At 62.3% G+C, this 16,537-nt stretch carries 15 protein-coding genes and 1 tRNA gene; 11 read left to right on the plus strand and 5 right to left on the minus strand.

Annotated features, from left to right (window positions below; all coding sequences use genetic code 11):
• Positions 1–24 precede the first annotated feature (24 nt).
• Positions 25–876 (minus strand): sugar phosphate isomerase/epimerase, encoded by an 852-nt coding sequence (locus Q1A91_RS01975; RefSeq protein ID WP_299872080.1) that lies wholly within the window; start codon positions 874–876, stop codon positions 25–27.
• On the minus strand, positions 873–1,811 hold the full coding sequence (locus Q1A91_RS01980; protein ID WP_299872083.1) for a sugar-binding transcriptional regulator: 939 nt from the start codon (positions 1,809–1,811) through the stop codon (positions 873–875). The genes Q1A91_RS01975 and Q1A91_RS01980 overlap by 4 nt, the downstream gene beginning before the upstream one ends.
• A gap of 100 nt (positions 1,812–1,911) precedes the next feature.
• On the opposite strand from Q1A91_RS01980, the gene Q1A91_RS01985 reads away from it, so the two are divergent.
• From Q1A91_RS01985 to Q1A91_RS02030, 10 genes are all read left to right on the plus strand, one after another.
• Complete coding sequence (locus tag Q1A91_RS01985) at positions 1,912–3,402, plus strand: ribulokinase (protein WP_299872086.1); 1,491 nt, start codon at positions 1,912–1,914, stop codon at positions 3,400–3,402.
• Complete coding sequence (locus Q1A91_RS01990; RefSeq protein ID WP_299872089.1) at positions 3,399–4,403, plus strand: thiamine pyrophosphate-dependent dehydrogenase E1 component subunit alpha; 1,005 nt, start codon at positions 3,399–3,401, stop codon at positions 4,401–4,403. The genes Q1A91_RS01985 and Q1A91_RS01990 overlap by 4 nt, the downstream gene beginning before the upstream one ends.
• Complete coding sequence (locus tag Q1A91_RS01995; RefSeq protein ID WP_299872091.1) at positions 4,400–5,392, plus strand: alpha-ketoacid dehydrogenase subunit beta; 993 nt, start codon at positions 4,400–4,402, stop codon at positions 5,390–5,392. Before Q1A91_RS01990 ends, Q1A91_RS01995 begins: the two co-directional genes overlap by 4 nt.
• Entirely contained in the window at positions 5,380–6,558 is a 1,179-nt protein-coding gene (locus Q1A91_RS02000; RefSeq protein ID WP_299872093.1) for an alpha/beta fold hydrolase, read from the plus strand. Before Q1A91_RS01995 ends, Q1A91_RS02000 begins: the two co-directional genes overlap by 13 nt.
• 73 nt (positions 6,559–6,631) lie before the next feature.
• Positions 6,632–7,612 carry an autoinducer 2 ABC transporter substrate-binding protein gene (locus Q1A91_RS02005; RefSeq protein ID WP_299872095.1) on the plus strand — a complete coding sequence of 327 codons (981 nt, stop codon included), beginning with the start codon at positions 6,632–6,634 and terminating at the stop codon, positions 7,610–7,612.
• Between the two features lie 70 nt (positions 7,613–7,682).
• Positions 7,683–9,185 carry a sugar ABC transporter ATP-binding protein gene (locus Q1A91_RS02010; RefSeq protein ID WP_299872099.1) on the plus strand — a complete coding sequence of 501 codons (1,503 nt, stop codon included), beginning with the start codon at positions 7,683–7,685 and terminating at the stop codon, positions 9,183–9,185.
• 34 nt (positions 9,186–9,219) lie between these two features.
• Positions 9,220–10,209, plus strand: coding sequence for an ABC transporter permease (locus tag Q1A91_RS02015; protein WP_299872102.1), 990 nt, complete (start codon positions 9,220–9,222; stop codon positions 10,207–10,209).
• Positions 10,206–11,168 carry an ABC transporter permease gene (locus Q1A91_RS02020; protein WP_299872105.1) on the plus strand — a complete coding sequence of 321 codons (963 nt, stop codon included), beginning with the start codon at positions 10,206–10,208 and terminating at the stop codon, positions 11,166–11,168. The genes Q1A91_RS02015 and Q1A91_RS02020 overlap by 4 nt, the downstream gene beginning before the upstream one ends.
• Positions 11,165–12,166, plus strand: a complete 1,002-nt coding sequence (locus tag Q1A91_RS02025; protein ID WP_299872108.1) for a dihydroxyacetone kinase subunit DhaK — start codon at positions 11,165–11,167, stop codon at positions 12,164–12,166. Before Q1A91_RS02020 ends, Q1A91_RS02025 begins: the two co-directional genes overlap by 4 nt.
• On the plus strand, positions 12,142–12,762 hold the full coding sequence (locus tag Q1A91_RS02030) for a dihydroxyacetone kinase subunit L (protein WP_299872111.1): 621 nt from the start codon (positions 12,142–12,144) through the stop codon (positions 12,760–12,762). The genes Q1A91_RS02025 and Q1A91_RS02030 overlap by 25 nt, the downstream gene beginning before the upstream one ends.
• Here Q1A91_RS02030 and Q1A91_RS02035 read toward each other — a convergent pair.
• The 3 genes from Q1A91_RS02035 to Q1A91_RS02045 all read right to left on the minus strand — a co-directional run bounded on the left by Q1A91_RS02035 (position 12,759) and on the right by Q1A91_RS02045 (position 15,655).
• Positions 12,759–13,826 (minus strand): aldo/keto reductase, encoded by a 1,068-nt coding sequence (locus Q1A91_RS02035; RefSeq protein WP_299872114.1) that lies wholly within the window; start codon positions 13,824–13,826, stop codon positions 12,759–12,761. The genes Q1A91_RS02030 and Q1A91_RS02035 overlap by 4 nt on opposite strands.
• 255 nt (positions 13,827–14,081) lie before the next feature.
• Positions 14,082–14,167, minus strand: a tRNA-Leu gene (locus Q1A91_RS02040).
• Positions 14,168–14,290: 123 nt separating this feature from the next.
• Complete coding sequence (locus Q1A91_RS02045; protein WP_299872117.1) at positions 14,291–15,655, minus strand: peptidoglycan-binding domain-containing protein; 1,365 nt, start codon at positions 15,653–15,655, stop codon at positions 14,291–14,293.
• A gap of 162 nt (positions 15,656–15,817) precedes the next feature.
• Here Q1A91_RS02045 and Q1A91_RS02050 point away from each other — a divergent pair, with 162 nt between their 5' ends.
• A complete protein-coding gene (locus Q1A91_RS02050) occupies positions 15,818–16,510 on the plus strand; it encodes a DsbA family oxidoreductase (RefSeq protein ID WP_299872119.1) in 693 nt (230 codons plus the stop codon).
• The last annotated feature ends 27 nt before the right edge of the window (positions 16,511–16,537 follow it).

Genomic DNA, 16,537 nt, shown 5'->3' on the forward strand with positions numbered 1-16,537 from the left:
GCTGACACTCGGGTTCTTGAGCCCTCAAATCAACCGATATTGCAGCGCCTTGTTGCGCAGGAACGGCAGACCCCTTTCCAAAACCACATCGCGACTTTCAGCGACCGGCCGCCACACGGCAAGGCCATGGGCGATTTCAGGGGGCATATCAATGAAGCTTTCCATGGCCAGCCCGCCGGTAAAATCGATGGCAGCCAGCGCGCCATAGACTTCGTCCCACCTGACGTTCCCCGCCCCCGGCGTACCACGGTCGGATTCAGACAGGTGAATGTAATCAAGATGCGGACCTGCGTCCAACACCCCCATGGCGATGCCACGTTCCTCGATGTTCATGTGATAGGTATCAAGGTGCAGGAACATGTTATCGGCCCCGATCCGCTCAATCATCTCCACGCCCTGTTGGGCTGTGTTGATGAGATGGGTCTCATAGCGGTTCACCGGCTCGATCCCGAAGCGCATGCCAAGCCTGGCCGCATGTGACGCCGCGCGCTCCAGTGTTCTTGCCACGTTATCCAGCTCCTGCGCGGTGGGCGGCAGGCCCGTGGTTTCACCGATGCCACCATAGGTCACCCCGGTGAGCGCGGTCAGACCCATGGCACTGGCGACATCCAGCGCGTTTTGCAAAAACGCGACGGCGTCGTCCGGGCCATGCCGCGACGGCCAAACAGGCTCCGGCAGGCCGAGCGAGCCAACAGCGGGAAGCGCCGCCTGTTCCAGCAAGATGCGCGAAGCTTTCGGATCCACCTTGTCCGGCGACAACAGCGCAATTTCGATGAAATCGAAGCCATGCTCGGTCGCCGCCTTGATGGCCCGTTCCGACCCATCGCGGTCCCACGTCATTGTCCACATGCTGGTGTGAACACCAAACCCCTTCATCCTTTGCCCTCCATCAATATCATTGCCGTGGCCTCGTCCGTCACGACCCGGTTCACGATCCCCGAGCGTAGCACGGCGCGCGCAGCGCGGGCCTTGGCTGGTCCCGCAACCAAGAGTGTAACTTCAGCGCGATTGAGATCTTCCAGCCCGATTGCAGGTGTACGTGTGTTCAGATCAACCTGCGCCAGCGTACCATCTTCCTGAAAGAACTTGCCTGTCGTGTCTGCCACGACTTCTGCCGCCTCAAGTGTTGCGATGTCCGCGGCGTCAATCACCCCGGAGGACGTCAGCAATGCCTCCTGCCCCCCCTCCCCCACAGAGATGATCATGTGCCGCGCGGCGCGCGCTGCATCCAGTGCTTCGCGCACCAGTCGCTGCTGCATGATCAACGCCGCATCTTCCGGCGTATCGGCCAGAAAGGGCGCGGGCAGGAACAGGGCCTGCCCCCCCGCGACGGCTGCAATCCGGGCACAGACATCAATCGGCCCTTCCGGACCTGTGCGCACCATCGCCCCCATCAGGGAAACAATTCTGAGTTTGGGGTTGTTCAAGCCAACCAGCGCATCTGCCATCGCTGACAATGTTCGGCCCCAGCCAACCCCCACTGTCATCGGACCACCCGCTGCAACACGCGCCAACCAACTTGCCGCGACGATACCAACAGCGCGCCGCGCGGTGGCTGCATCACTGTTGCCAGTGTCAGGCGCAACCAGCACATCCTTGAGATCAAAGGCCTTCCGCAGCGTTTCCGCAAGGCCCAGCGTACCGGTGCTGCGATGATCGAGCGAGATCACGACCTCTCCGGCGGCGCGGGCATCCGACAGAAGACGCAGAACCTTGAAACGCGACAGTCCAAGCCGCTGTCCAACCTCGTCCTGGCTTAGTTCACCGACGTGATAGAGCCATGCCGCACGGATGCGCGTTTCGTCGGTCATCGGCGCGGTCCCTTTACTTGACGTCATCTGCACCACATCATACACATATGTTGGTGTACTGCACAATTGTGCAGATGCAGCACGCGCTTTGGGGGGACGCATGACGGAATATGTCCTGGGCATAGACGGCGGTACTGAAAGCATCCGGGCGCGGGTATTCACCCTCGACGGTCGGTCGGTCGGAGACCACGCCGCGCCCTATGACACGCAATTCCCCGCCCCCAGCCATGCAGAACAAAACCCGGAAGACTGGTGGACCGCCGCTGGCGTGGCCGTCAAAGGCGCGATTGCCGCCGCGGGTTTGACGCCGGACGCCATTGGCGCGCTGGCCTGTGATACCACCAGCTGCACCGTCGTGGCGCTTGACAGCAATGGAGCGCCGGTGCGCCCCTGCCTGCTGTGGATGGACGTCCGCGCCCACCGGGAGGCGGCGGACATCCTCGCCAGCGGTGACCCTGCGCTCCGGATCAACGGCGGTGGCGCAGGCCCGTTAAGCCCCGAATGGATGCTGCCCAAAGCCCTGTGGATCAAGCGCAACCAGCCCGACATTTGGTCAAAGACGGCGATGGTGGGCGAGTATCAGGACTTTATGACCCTGCGCCTGACCGGACGCTGGACTGCATCGCTGAACAACATGACGATGCGGTGGCATTACCAGACCCGGCATGGCGGCTGGCCTGACGCATTGCTGGCGCGCGTGGGGCTTGCAGACCTGCGCGACAAATGGCCCAAGGATTTCGCGGCACCCGGTGAAGTTATCGGCCCCCTGACCAAAGAGGCCGCAGCCCATCTGGGGCTGACAGAGGCCTGTCAGGTCGTGCAGGGAGGCGCGGACGCTTTTATCGGGATGATCGGCCTTGGGGTTACCCAACCGGGTGATCTGGCGCTCATCACCGGATCGTCGCATCTGCAACTGGGCGTCGCCATGCGCGAGACCCACACGAACGGTGTTTGGGGCACCTATGCCGATTGCGTCTACCCCGGTCGGGACATCATCGAAGGGGGGCAGACCTCCACCGGATCGGTGATCGCCTGGTTCAAGCGCAACTTTGCCCCCGATGCGACCTATGATGACCTCAACGCCCTGGCTGAAGCACTGCCGCCGGGTGCAGAAGGGCTGCTGGCCGTCGACCATTTTCAGGGCAACCGCACCCCGCATACCGATGCACTGGCACGTGGTGCCATCACCGGGCTGACGCTGAAACACACGCCCGCCCATGTATATCGCGCCCTGATCGAAGGAGTCTGCCTGGGCACCCGTGCGATCGTGGATGCCTTTGGGACAGCTTTTGAAGCCAAGCGCATTGTCGTGGCCGGCGGGGCGGTGAACGCACCGTTCTGGCTGCAAATCCATGCAGACACGCTGGGCCTGCCGCTGGAAGTAACCGAACAGCCCGAAGCGCCCTGTCTTGGTGCCGCGATCCTCGCCTCGGTCGGGGCCGGCGCTTACGAAGATATCGACAGCGCCTGCGCGGCGATGGTGCGCACGGCCCGCGTGATTGAACCCGACATGCAGTCCCACGCGGCCTATGCGCCGATCTTTGAACGCTACCAAGCCGCCTTTGGCGCCCTCAAGCAGATCCGCGAATGACCCTTGTCAATGACGCGCCGCTGAACCGCTACCGCACCATGCGGCGCATCCGCACGTTTGAGGAACGCGTGGGCGAGCTGTTCCTGAAAGGCCAGTCGGCGGGCTCCATGCTGCATCTCTCCATCGGCGAAGAGGCGGTTGTGGGTCTGACCGATCACATGGCCGAAGGCGATACCTTCACCACCCATCACCGCGGCCACGGCATTTTTCTGGCCCGCGGCGCAGACCCGATGCGCATGCTGGCGGAAATCGGCGGACGCGAAGCGGGGTATTGCCGGGGAAAAGGCGGCTCAATGCACATCGCGGACCGTAGCCTTGGCCATCTGGGGGCAAACGCCATCGTCGGTGGCGGCATCCCGCATATCATTGGTGCCGGGATCACCGCGCGCAACACCGGCTCTGATGCGATTTCCGTCGCGTTCTTCGGCGACGGCGCCATGGGTCAGGGGATCCTCTATGAAGCGATGAACATGGCCGCACTTTGGAAGCTGCCGGTGGTGTTCTGCTGCATCAACAACCAATACGGCATGGGCACCCGCGTGGACCGCTCCGCCGGCAGGCAGGACTTTCCGGCCCGCGCAGAGGCCTTTGGCCTTCAGGCGGCACGCGCGGATGGCGCGGATGTGGAGGTCGTGCACGATACAGCCCGCACCATTGTCGAAGGCGCACGGGACAAGCAACCGGGTTTTCTGGAAATCGACGCCTACCGCTTTCACGGCCATGCCCGCATGGACAAGAGCCCCTACCGCACCCCGGAGGAGGAGGAGGAAGGCCGCCGGCGCGATCCGCTCGTCACGGCACGTACCGCGCTGGACGACGCAGCCGCGCTGGACGCCATCGACGCGGAGGTCACCACAGAGATGGACACCGCGATGGAAGCTGCGATTGCTGCCACACCCCCTGCGCCAGACACGATGTTTCAGGACGTCTATGATCCGGCCACCCCTGCCCCGGAGCCGCAGCGAACACGGATTTCCCGCGTGCTTGAGGATTTCGCATGACCGAAGTCACCTATCGCGATGCCCTGCGCCAAGCCCTCAACGATGCCATGTCCGAAGACGAGGCTGTCATCCTGATGGGAGAGGAAGTGGGCCTTTACGGTGGGGCTTACGGGGTGACGAAGGGGCTGCTCGACACCTTTGGCGCGCACCGGGTCATCGATACCCCAATCTCGGAACCCGGCATCGTCGGGGCCGCCATCGGGGCGGCGATGACGGGTCTGCGTCCTGTCGCGGAAATCATGTACGTCGATTTCGCAGGCATGGTGATGGATCAGCTGGCCAATCAGGCCGCAAAATCGCGCTACATGTTCGGGGGCCAGATCGGTGTGCCGATGGTCCTGCGCACCCAAGGCGGCACAGGGCGGTCGGCAGCCGCCCAGCACTCACAATCCCTGGAGGCGTGGATCATGCACACGCCCGGTCTGCGGCTTGCGATGCCCGGCACGGTGAGCGATGCCTATCACCTTCTGCGCGATGCGATGCGCCAACCGGACCCGGTTGTGTTCATCGAACACAAGGGGCTCTACACCATGAAGGGTGAGATTGGTGCCGCACCCGATGCGCCTTGGGGTCAGCCCGTACGCCGCCGCGCAGGGCAGGACCTGACCATCGCCACCTACAGCCGCATGTTGCACGAGACGCTGACGGCTGCCGCCGCCATGGCACCCGAGGTCGAGGTGGAGGTCATTGACCTGCGCTGCCTCAACCCGCTGGACGACAGCCTGTTGATGGAATCGGTCCGCCACACCGGGCGCTGCATGATTGTGACCGAAGCCGTTACAACCGGGTCGGTCGCCTCTGAAATCGCGGCACGGGTAACAGAGCAGTGTTTTGACTTCCTCGAAGAGCCCCCCCTGCGCCTTGGCGGCGAAGACATCCCGATACCGGTTTCCCCTGATTTGGAACGCGCCTCGATCCCGGAGGCAAGGCTGATCGAAGACGTCGCGCGCTGGCTGGTCACGCGGGAGGCGCCGTCATGGGCCGCGTAACGCTCAATCTGCCGCGCCTGGGTGAAACCATGGAGGAGGCAAAGGTTACCGAGTGGATGGTTGCCCCCGGTGACACCTACGCCCGCGGCGATGTGCTGCTTGAGGTGGAGACGGACAAGACCGTTGTCGAAGTCCCCGCCTTGGCGGATGGAACCTTGATTGAACAACTGGTATCGCCCGGTGACACGGTCGCACTGGATGCGGCGATTGCCAAAGTGGAACAGGCGGGCGCAGCGGCTGAGCCCGAGCCTGAAGAGCCGTCCGTTGTACCGACAGTCCCACCGAATGCACCCCAGACGCGACAACCGGCAAAGCCGGAGTTACGCGCAGGTGAGGACCGCATTGCCGCCTCCCCCGCGGCCCGCGCCGCAGCACGCAAACAGGGCATCACCCTGTCCGGCGTGACCGGCACAGGCAGACGTGGCCGGATCACAGCCGATGATGTGCACAACAGTGGCGGCACCGTTGTTCTGCTACACGGGCTATTCGATGACAAAGCCGGATGGCGGGGCCTGCCCCAGCGATTGGCAAAGAAAGGGCTGAGCTGTGTGGCGCTCGACCTTCCCGGCCACGGCGATGACCCACAGACCGCGCAGAGTTTCGAGGAGGGTGTGGCTCAACTGGCAAACCGGCTGCCCTCCGGCCCGCTGCACCTTGTTGGGCATTCGCTGGGTGCTGCCTTTGCAGCGCGCCTGGCTGGCCGCACGGGTGTGAATGCGCGTTCCCTGACACTGTTTGCGCCTGCCGGTCTGGGTGACAGAATGTCAGCGGAATTTCTGACGGCGATGGGCAACGCGGACACTGTCGAACGCCTGAAATCCGCCTTGTCGCTGCTGGACGGCGGCCCGATGTCGGATGCTGCCGTGGCACAGCAATTGCCCAGGCATACCAAGGGCTTGGCCGCGCGCATTACGCTTGCAAATGCAATCGCGGAAGATGGCATGCAGCGGATAGATGCCACTGCCGATATCGCAGCCGCACCCTGCCCGGTCACTGTCATGTTTGGCACGGCTGACCGTATTCTCGACTGGCGCGACGTGGCGCACTTGCCCGCTGAGGCGCGCATTCACCTGATACCGAACGCGGGGCATTTGCCCCATCTGGTTCGGCCCGACCTTGCTGCGGCGCTGATCGCGTCCCGGCATGACCATGCGGAAACCGCTTGATAAAGCGGCTCCGCCATTTACCGTGGAAACACGTGACACCGGCTGATGCCGGGACACAATTTGGGAGGAAATTATGAAGAAGATCACATTTGCCGCAGCTGCCCTGGCAAGCACGATGCTGGTTCACCCAGTGCTCGCTGACGGCCACTCCAAACAATTGGCCACTGTCGTGAAGATCGACGGCATCGCCTGGTTCAACCGGATGCGCGAAGGCGTGGACGAATGGGCTGCCGAAACCGGCAACAACGCCTATCTCGTGGGTCCCGCTCAGGCTGATCCGCAGCAGCAGGTCGCCCTGATCGAAGACATGATTGCGCAAGGTGTGGATGCCTTGCTGGTTGTTCCGATGTCCCCCGAAGCAATCGAGCCCGTTCTGGGCCGTGCGATGGAAGCAGGCATCACCGTGATCACACACGAAGCCGCCAGCCAGCAGAACACGCTCTATGATATCGAGGCCTTCAAGAACGAAGACTTCGGCGCAAACCTGATGGATCGCATGGCGGCCTGCATGGGTGAGGAAGGCGAATACGCGGTGTTTGTTGGCTCACTTGGGAGCCAAACCCACAATCAGTGGGTAGACGGCGCCATCGCCCGCCAGAAAGAAGCCTATCCCAACATGACGTTGGTGGGTGACAAGAACGAAACAGCCGATGACCAGCAGCAGGCCTACGCAAAGGCACAGGAAGTGCTGCGCGCCTACCCGAACATCAAGGGCATGCAAGGGTCCGCATCTACGGACGTGGCAGGCATCGGTCTGGCGATTGAGGAGCGTGGTCTCGAAGACGCCACCTGCGTCTTTGGCACCTCGCTGCCCTCCATTGCCGGTCAGTACATGGAAACAGGTGCCGTGGACGGTATCGGTTTCTGGGATCCAAAGATCGCAGGCATCGCCATGAACCAGGTCGCCATGATGGTGATGAACGGTGAGGAAGTCACCGATGGCATGGATCTGGGTCTTGAAGGTTACGAGGCCGTGACGCTCGAAGGCAAGGTCATCACGGGCCGCGCCTTTGTGGACGTGGATGCTTCCAACATGGGCGAGTACGACTTCTAAACCGCGCGTCCTGACCCTCAAATCGGCAGCGTCCCGACCCGTCGGGGCGCCGCCAGAACAAGGACAACCCATGCCGACTGACCCCAATGCTGCCCCGCTTGTCACGCTGGAGGCAGTCACAAAACGCTACGCCGCGATCACAGCGCTCGATAACGTTGATCTCACCATCCGTGCAGGCGAAGCCGTTTGTCTTGCCGGTGAAAACGGATCAGGCAAATCCACCCTGATCAAAGTGCTGGTGGGCGTTGAACAGACAACCGAAGGGCGTGTGCTGTTCGACGGTGTGCCCCAGACGCGCCTGACACCCACCGCTGCGACGGCTGCCGGTGTGCAGGTGATCTTTCAGGACTTCAGCCTTTTTCCCAACCTGACCGTGGCTGAAAACATCGCCATGACCGCCGAACGCGCGACTGGAACGCTGATGGTGCGTGCCGCCCGCGCGCGGGCCCGTGCCGAGGAAGTTCTGGACCGCGTCGGCGTGAAGCTCGATCTCGACATGCGGGTCGAACGCCTGCCCGTCGCCCATAAACAGCTTGTTGCAATCTGCCGGGCGCTGGCCGCCGACGCGCGCCTCATTATCATGGATGAACCAACAACCGCCCTGACCGAGCGTGAAGTCGCCCGCCTGCTGGATCTGATACGGACCCTCAAAGCCGACGGCGTGGCGGTGCTCTTCGTCTCTCACAAGCTGGCTGAGGTTCTGGAGGTCTGCGAGACCGTTGTGGTCCTGCGCAACGGCGAAAAGGTGGCCGAAGGGCCCGCAACCGACTTTGACAGCGCGTCGCTGACCCGCGCCATGACAGGCCGCGATGTCGCGTCAGAGCCGCCTGCCCCGCTGGACCCTGCTTCCCCTGTGCTGCTCGACGTCCAAAGCCTCGCCCGGAGCGGCGCATTCGAAGATGTCTCCCTCACGTTGCGCGCAGGTGAAGTGCTGGGCGTTGCGGGCCTCTTGGGATCGGGCCGCACATCACTGGCCAAGGCCTTGTTCGGGTTGGTGCAACCGGATCAGGGGCGCGTGACCCTGGATGGCACTGACATCCCGCTGGGCGATCCGATTGCGGCAGCTGCCGCAGGCATTGGATACGTGCCCGAAGACCGCCTGACAGAAGGGTTGTTTCTGGAGCAGAGCATCGCCCACAACATCGCCGTCGGCCGGTTTGACACTCACGCACACTCAGGTGTGCTGAACCTTGCCAACCTCTGGGAAGAAGCGGCCGACTGGCTCAAGCGCCTGTCGGTCAAGGCCCCCGATCCAACCGCCCCGGTGCGGTCCCTGTCAGGCGGCAACCAGCAGCGTGTGGTGCTGGCCAGATGGATGGCGCGCCAACCGCGCGTTCTGATCCTGAACGGACCCAGCGTGGGTGTTGATGTGGGGTCCAAAGCAGAGATCCACGGCATCATGGCCGATCTGGCCGAAGGCGGGCTGGGGGTGATCGTGATTTCCGATGATCTGCCGGAGCTGCTTGCGACCTGCCACCGCATCCTTGTGATGAAAGGCGGGCGGGTGACCGAAGAAGTGACCGGCGGTGCGGGCGTGACCGAAGCGGACTTGAGCCACAGGCTTGCGTCATGACCGGCAAGACAAACGAGCAAACAGGGCGGTGGGCATGAAATCATTCGACTGGACACGCAATGAGGTGCTGGTTTTTGCCGTCATCGTCGCGTTTTGTGTTTTGGCCACGCTGAGCGATCCGAACTTTCTCTCGATCCCTACCCTGACCGATTTGATGCGCAATTCCATCGTGTTGGGGATCTTTGCGGTGGGCGCCATGGTTGTGCTGGTATCGGGCGGCATTGACGTCAGTTTCACCGCTGTTGCCGCCTTTGCGATGTATGCAACGACGGTGTTGCTGCGCGATGTCGCCCCTGACATGCCCTGGCCGCTTGCCTTTACCATTGCCACGCTAATCGGCGCGGTTCTGGGCGCGATCAATGGCTTTCTGATCGCGTTTTGCGGCCTGCCCACGTTGATCGTTACTCTAGGGACACTCTCGGTGTTCCGCGGCTTTCTGTTGACGTTCATCGGCACGCTGCAAATCTCGAACCTGCCATCAGGCATGCGTGATTTCAGCCGCTGGATGATGGTGCGCGGGACCAATTCGGATGGGTCGTTCTATTCGCTGCCATGGGCCTTCATGGCGCTGGTGATCATCGTGGTCGCCACCTGGTTCATCCTGAACCGCACCATGCTGGGGCGCGCGATCTATGCCATTGGCGGCGCCCCGGAAAGCGCGCGCCGCATCGGGATTGACGTGCGCCGCACGCAGTTCTTCATCTACGTCTTTGTCGGTGCGCTGGCGGGACTGGCGGGCATCATCCACGCCTCCATGGCGCGCATCTCCAACCCGTTTGACCTTGTCGGGTTGGAACTCAGCGTGATTGCAGCCGTTGTTCTGGGCGGCGCGCGCCTGACCGGCGGGGTCGGCACCCTGACCGGCACGCTGCTGGGCGTTGCGCTGATCGTGCTGGTGCGCAATTCGCTGATTGTGATCGGCATTCCATCGACGTGGCAATCGGTGGCCATCGGTGCCCTGATCCTGTTGGGGACCGGGCTTCCCGCCTGGCAGGCCAAACGTGCGGAGGCGCGCCAGACATGATCAACCGTATCCTGCACACCACCGAAGGTCGTCTGGCCATCATCACCATTGTCGTCTTCGTCACCATGGCGGTCCTGTCCCCGGACCGGTTTCTGTCCCCCGCCAATCTGACCTCAATGGCGTTCCAGTTCCCCGAGTTCGCAATCCTCGCCCTTGCGGTTTCCGTTGCCATGCTGACCGGCGGCATCGACCTTTCGGTGGTTGGAGCGGCCAACCTGTCAGCGGTGGTTGCGGCCCTGTTCATGAGCAGCTTTGCCGGTGAAGGCACGGGCACCGGATTGTTTCTGGCGGCCATCGCACTGTCCCTGGCCGTCGGGCTGGCAGCAGGCCTGTTCAATGGCGTGCTGGTGGCAACCTTCGGGCTCCCCCCGATCCTGGCGACGCTGGGCAGCGGGCTGATCTATACCGGACTAGCCATCGCCATGACCGGCGGCAGTGCCGTCATGGGCATGCCACCCGCCGTCGCCTGGGTGGGCAATGGAACCTTGCTTGGCATTCCCGTACCGCTGGTGATTTTCGCGGTGCTTGCCGCGGTTGTTGGCTGGGCACTGAAATACACCGCCTTCGGTTTGAAGACCCGGATGTTCGGCTCAAACCCCCTCGCCGCGCGATATGCGGCGATGGACACCGACCGGGTCCTGCTCAAGGTCTACGCGCTGTGCGGCACATTATCTGCCGTGGCAGGCCTTATCGTCATGTCGCGCGCGAATTCCGCCAAGGCCGACTACGGCAGCAGCTACCTGCTGCTGGCCGTGCTGATCGCGGTGCTGGGGGGCGTCAATCCCTATGGCGGATACGGCCGTATCATCGGCGTTGTTCTGGCTGTGCTGTCGATGCAGTTCCTGTCGTCCGGCCTGAACCTACTTCAGGTCACCAATTTCGCGCGCGAGATGATCTGGGGGATCCTGCTGATCGCCGTGATGCTTATCAATCTCGTCACTTTCCGGAGAAAAACATGAAAAAGATCCTCAATGATCCCGAGAACTATGTCGATGAAACGCTTGAAGGTCTGGTCGCGGCACATCCCGACATCTACCGGCTGGCCGGAGAGGAGGGCCGCGTTGTCGCGCGCGCCGCGCCGGGCAAAGCGGGCAAGGTCGGGATCGTCTCCGGTGGCGGATCGGGCCACCTGCCCGTCTTCACAGGATATGTCGGCACCGGATTGCTGGACGCCTGCGCCATCGGGCAGGTCTTTGCCTCTCCCTCTGCGGATCAGATGGCAGATGCGATGCGCGCGGCGGATCAGGGGGCCGGGGTGCTTCGGCTCTACGGCAACTACGGCGGCGACGTGATGAACTTCGACATGGCCGGCGATCTGGTCGAAATGGACGACATCGACAGCGCCACCGTCCTGCTGGCCGACGATGTCGCCTCTGCCCCGCCTGAGGAGGCCGAGAAGCGGCGCGGCGTCGCCGGGATGGTCTACGCCTTCAAGATCGCAGGGGCGGCGGCTGAAGCAGGTCTTGATCTTGCAGGGGTCACCCGCGTGGCCCAGAAAACCGCCGACGCCTGCCGCTCTGTCGGGGCCGCCCTGTCGTCCTGCACCGTGCCGCAGGCAGGCAAACCCACGTTCGAGATTGGCGAGGACGAGATGGAAATGGGCATGGGCATCCATGGGGAACCCGGTGTCTGGCGTGACAAATTGCGCCCCGCTGACGTCATTGCCGATGAAATGATGGACCGCCTGCTGGCGGATATCGAGATCGGCAAAGGCGACCGTGTCTCCGTGCTCGTCAACTCGCTGGGTGCCACACCGCATGAGGAACTCTATATCCTCTACCGGATAGTCCAGAAACGTCTTCACGCGGCAGGGGCGGAAGTCGTGATGCCACTGGTCGGGCGCTACGCAACATCGATGGAAATGACAGGTGTCTCTTTCACTCTGTGCAAACTGGACGACGAATTGGAAGGCTATCTCAAGGCGCCGTGCGAATGCGCTTTCTGGAGCGTGCGATGACGATCACGGTTGCGGATCTCAAGGCTGCTGCCCTGCGGTTGCAGAATGCGATGGAGGCGGAGGCCGACACCCTGAATGCTGCTGACGGGGCGTTGGGGGACGGTGATCTGGGGATCACCATGCGCAGCGGCGCACGTGCGGTGGTGGCGGCCTCGGACGACTTTCCGGATGACATCGGCATGGCTCTGATGGCCTGCGCAAAGGCCTTCACAAAGGCGTCTTCCTCGTCCTACGGCACATTGATGGCAACCGGACTGATGGCGGCAGCCAAGGAGGCAAAGGGCCGCGATGCCTTGGCAGCGGCGGATCTGTCCAGCCTGCTGGACGCCGCCTGTACCAAGATGATGGAACGGGGAAAGGCCACCTTGGGGGGCAAGACAGTCCTGGATTCGCTCAACGCCATGGCCCGCGCGCTGGAGGGGGCGGATGATCCCGCCAGGGCTGCGGTGAAGGCAACGCAGGACGCACAGGACGCCTTGCGCGACAAACCCGCCACCATCGGGCGGGCCCGCATTTTTGCAGAGAAATCTGTCGGCATGGAGGACCCCGGCATGCTCGCCATGACCAAGATCGTAGAGGCGCTGACCGACCGCTAGGTGTCGTAGCCTTCCAGACCATCAACCGACTGGCCCGCATGCAGCGCCCAATCAGCTTCGTTGAAACGCGGCTTTGCGAATTGGTTCTGGTGCCAGTAGGGATAAATCAAGGGTGGTCGTGAAACGGTATCCAGCTTTGCAATCTCTTCCGGTGTGAGTGTCAGATCGGCAGCCCCCAGCGTTTCCGCAAACTGCGCCTCTGTACGGCCACCGACAACCAGCGTTGCCACAGCCGGGCGTTGCAACAGCCATGCCAGCGCCACCTGCGCAACAGGGCGGTCGCCCGCGACGTCGCGCAGAACGTCGACGATATCCCACAACCGACCCCAATCGCGGATCGGCGGCTCGGTCCAGCCTTTCGCCTGTCGTGACCCTTCGGCAAACGCCTCATGGGAGTGCTTGCCCGTCAGCAACCCGGCCACCAGCGGCGACCAGATCATCACGCCAAGGCCCTGGTCCACCGACAGCGGCAGCAGTTCATACTCCGCCTCGCGGGCTTCAAGCGTGTAGTGGATCTGCTGGGCGGTGAACCGTTCCAACCCGCCTGCCCCACTGGCCATGAGCCCCTTCATCACCTGCCAGCCAGACCAGTTTGAACAGCCCGTGTAGCGCACCTTTCCGTCCCGCACCAAACGGTCGAGCGCGGACATCACCTCATCCATCGGCGTCTGGCCGTCCCATTCGTGCATCAGGTAAATGTCGATGTGATCGCGTCCAAGCCGTTTCAGAGACCGCTCACATTCACGGATCAGATGCCAGCGACTCATCCCTTCATCATTGGGCCCTTCCCCGATCCGCATGCGGGCCTTGGAGCAGATCAACGTGTCCGGATCACGGTCTTTCATCACCGCGCCGACGACCTCTTCTGACAATCCGGTTGAGTACATGTTGGCCGTGTCGATCAGGTTGACGCCGCGGTCCAGACAGACATCGACCAGCCGCCCCGCTTCTTCAATATCCTGCGCACCAACGCGCCCAAAGTCCCCGCGCCCGCCGAAGGTGAATGTGCCCATTGTAAGGGCAGAGACCTTGAGCCCGCTGCGCCCCAGATACCGATATTCCATCGTTTGTGTCTCCCAGATCAAAACCCCACCGCGGGTTCAGCAGTGTCCACCGATCTTCGCATTGAAACGAACACAACCTGGCCCCAAGGCAAGCATATCCACTCACGTGGTGGAATCCCAACGAACTCTTTGGCGTGCTGCGCGATAATGTGCTGCCAGAGTGATGGACAAAGGACAGGTTGAATGCCCATGTGATCTTTGGCCAAACGGATCGAAGCAGATCAATGAATATCCAGAACGCGATCCGGAGAGGATTGGTGCGGTCGGAGAGACTCGAACTCTCACGGGTGTTACCCCACAGCGACCTCAACGCTGCGCGTCTACCATTCCGCCACGACCGCAAGCCATAGGCAGTGCAAGCCGTTTAGACAAACTGTGCAGGCTTGTGAAGAGGCAAACGACAACAAAAAGCCCCCGGTGCTCAAGGCAACCGGGGGCATTGAAGTTTTGCAAATCAGGCGGGGTTATTCGCTGATCGAAAAGGTCGGCAAACCACCACCGGCTGTTGAGGCCGGCTGGACCTGCGGCAAGGTGTTAGCTGCACCACCTGCGCGCATGGCTGCCTGGCGAATGATCTCTGTCCGCTCAGGCTGACCGGGGACGAAGACAGCCGCTGCACCGCTGTCTGCTGCGTTCAGGCCTGCGTCGTACCATGCTGCCGCCATGTCAACGCGCTTGGCCGGGCCGAAGCCCTGGCTCAGATGATGTCCCATCAGTTCGCCATAGACCCCTTCGCCCATCGCATAGAGCAGCAGGGCAGAGCCCAGCGCCACATCCATGTTGTCCGTGCGGTATCCCACACCCAGACAAATGCGTGCGGTGCCTGCCAGTTGGGCAGGTGACATCCCGGTGCTCAACACGAAAGAAGACACATCCGCCACAACCGCGTCACGCGGCTTCAGCGACAAAGACGCAACCTGATCCTTCATCGCGGGGCCGAAACCCTCACACTGCTGGGCGATCTGATCCGGAGTGAACCCCTGTATCTTGCTGACCAGCTCTTCGGATTTGGCGATGGCATAGGTCCGTGCAAGGCAGAACTGTTCGTTCAGCGCCACGTTGGGATCGCTCATGTTTGCCAATGTGGTGAAGCCGCCATTGGTGTTGGTGATCAGCGACACGGTGTTGCAATGCGACGCCAGCGAGGCTTGCGTGCCCGCGCCCAGGAAGTTGGGCAGCGCGTTGGCCGCAGGAGCGGGCGCGACCGCCGCCGCCAGCCCCGCCGCCCCGGCAAGCGGTGCCGTTGCTGCGGGCACGGTTGCTGCCAAAGTGCCTTGCGTCTGGGGTGCGACAGCCTGCGGCGCCACGACGATCGTCGTGGACGGTGCAGCAGCAGCGACCGATGTGGTCTGGCCCGCCATTTCAGAACGGTAGGTCTTCAAAAGACCGCGCGTGCCGTCGATGTTGGAGGCCACAAGCTGCTGCGTGGCGTAGCCACCGGCCTGTGCGCGGTTATAGCTGGAAATCAGCAGGTTCTGCTCAAACGCGGAAAGCTGACCGGTGACGGGATAGCCCAGATATGCCTGATACTGCGACACCGCGTTGCGGGTCCTGCGCCCAAGCTGACCGTCGACCGTGCCTGCGTTGAAACCAAAGTAGTTCAGGGATGCCTGAATGCTGCGGCCTTCCTGCGTGGAAGGCAGTTTTGACCGGTAGGTCTTGCGTGTGCTCCGCGTGGTGGTGCGGCGCTGCTTCTTCGCGTTCGCCCCCACAATGCCACCGATGATCGCCCCTGCGATAAAGTCGCCTGCGTCGGCCTCGGCCTGCTCTGCCGGAATTATTGCAAGTGAGACGGCAAACACGGCCGCTGTCAAACCCCTGAAAATCATGCTTTCGCTCCAAACTAAATGAATCACGTGATATTGGCGCGGAGACTACACCAAATCCACCCCTGCCCAAAGGATTCTGCTGAAATTTGGCCGTATTGACCTTGAAACCGGCACTTGGACTGCTGATCTTAGGACATTGTCTCTCATTTTCAGGGGATTTCCGTGCAAGACACCTTGGCTGACACCACCAATCCCACCGTTGATGCCGGGACAGCCGTGCAGATCGATATCGTTTCTGACGTGATGTGCCCCTGGTGCATTGTCGGCTTTCGCCAGCTTGAACAGGCCCTCGCCCATCTGAACGTCGGCGCGTTTGTGCGCTGGCATCCGTTTGAGCTGAACCCCGATATGGGTCCCGGAGGCCAGAACCTGGCCGAGCATATTGCGGAGAAATATGGCAGCACCCATGCACAGTCGGAAGCGAACCGCGCCCGTCTGACAGAGCTTGGGACATCGCTGGGCATCGATTTTCGGTTTTCAGACAACAGCCGGATCGTGAATACCTTCGCAGCCCACCAATTGCTCGGCTGGGCGCAGGAACATGGGCTCCAGCATCCACTGAAGATGGCCTTGTTTGACGCCCACTTCACCCAAGCGCTGGATCTGTCGGACAGAGAGGTCCTGTTGCAGATCGCCGAAAGCGTTGGACTGGACAAGACAGCAGCAGGCGACGTCCTGACCAGTGGCAGCCATGCAGAGGCGACCCGCAAGGCGCAGACATTCTGGACGTCGCGCGGCATATCCGGGGTGCCGTCGATGGTCTTTGATCAACGGTATCTGCTGACCGGCGCGCAAGGCGCCCAGACCTATGCAGAAATGCTGCAAAAGGTGCTGTCGGAACGGGCCGCCGCCTGAACCGCCCTGCCCCCTTGTCGGGACAGC

The organism is uncultured Sulfitobacter sp., from assembly GCF_947500075.1.
GTDB lineage: Bacteria > Pseudomonadota > Alphaproteobacteria > Rhodobacterales > Rhodobacteraceae > Sulfitobacter.

Excerpts from the sequence above, each read along its gene's own strand:
- Q1A91_RS01975 (WP_299872080.1), bottom strand. The coding sequence starts at position 876 with ATGAAGGGGTTTGGTGTTCACACCAGCATGTGGACAATGACGTGGGAC.
- Q1A91_RS01980 (WP_299872083.1), bottom strand. The coding sequence starts at position 1,811 with ATGACCGACGAAACGCGCATCCGTGCGGCATGGCTCTATCACGTCGGT.
- Q1A91_RS01985 (WP_299872086.1), top strand. The coding sequence starts at position 1,912 with ATGACGGAATATGTCCTGGGCATAGACGGCGGTACTGAAAGCATCCGG.
- Q1A91_RS01990 (WP_299872089.1), top strand. The coding sequence starts at position 3,399 with ATGACCCTTGTCAATGACGCGCCGCTGAACCGCTACCGCACCATGCGG.
- Q1A91_RS01995 (WP_299872091.1), top strand. The coding sequence starts at position 4,400 with ATGACCGAAGTCACCTATCGCGATGCCCTGCGCCAAGCCCTCAACGAT.
- Q1A91_RS02000 (WP_299872093.1), top strand. The coding sequence starts at position 5,380 with ATGGGCCGCGTAACGCTCAATCTGCCGCGCCTGGGTGAAACCATGGAG.
- Q1A91_RS02005 (WP_299872095.1), top strand. The coding sequence starts at position 6,632 with ATGAAGAAGATCACATTTGCCGCAGCTGCCCTGGCAAGCACGATGCTG.
- Q1A91_RS02010 (WP_299872099.1), top strand. The coding sequence starts at position 7,683 with ATGCCGACTGACCCCAATGCTGCCCCGCTTGTCACGCTGGAGGCAGTC.
- Q1A91_RS02015 (WP_299872102.1), top strand. The coding sequence starts at position 9,220 with ATGAAATCATTCGACTGGACACGCAATGAGGTGCTGGTTTTTGCCGTC.
- Q1A91_RS02020 (WP_299872105.1), top strand. The coding sequence starts at position 10,206 with ATGATCAACCGTATCCTGCACACCACCGAAGGTCGTCTGGCCATCATC.
- Q1A91_RS02025 (WP_299872108.1), top strand. The coding sequence starts at position 11,165 with ATGAAAAAGATCCTCAATGATCCCGAGAACTATGTCGATGAAACGCTT.
- Q1A91_RS02030 (WP_299872111.1), top strand. The coding sequence starts at position 12,142 with ATGCGCTTTCTGGAGCGTGCGATGACGATCACGGTTGCGGATCTCAAG.
- Q1A91_RS02035 (WP_299872114.1), bottom strand. The coding sequence starts at position 13,826 with ATGGAATATCGGTATCTGGGGCGCAGCGGGCTCAAGGTCTCTGCCCTT.
- Q1A91_RS02045 (WP_299872117.1), bottom strand. The coding sequence starts at position 15,655 with ATGATTTTCAGGGGTTTGACAGCGGCCGTGTTTGCCGTCTCACTTGCA.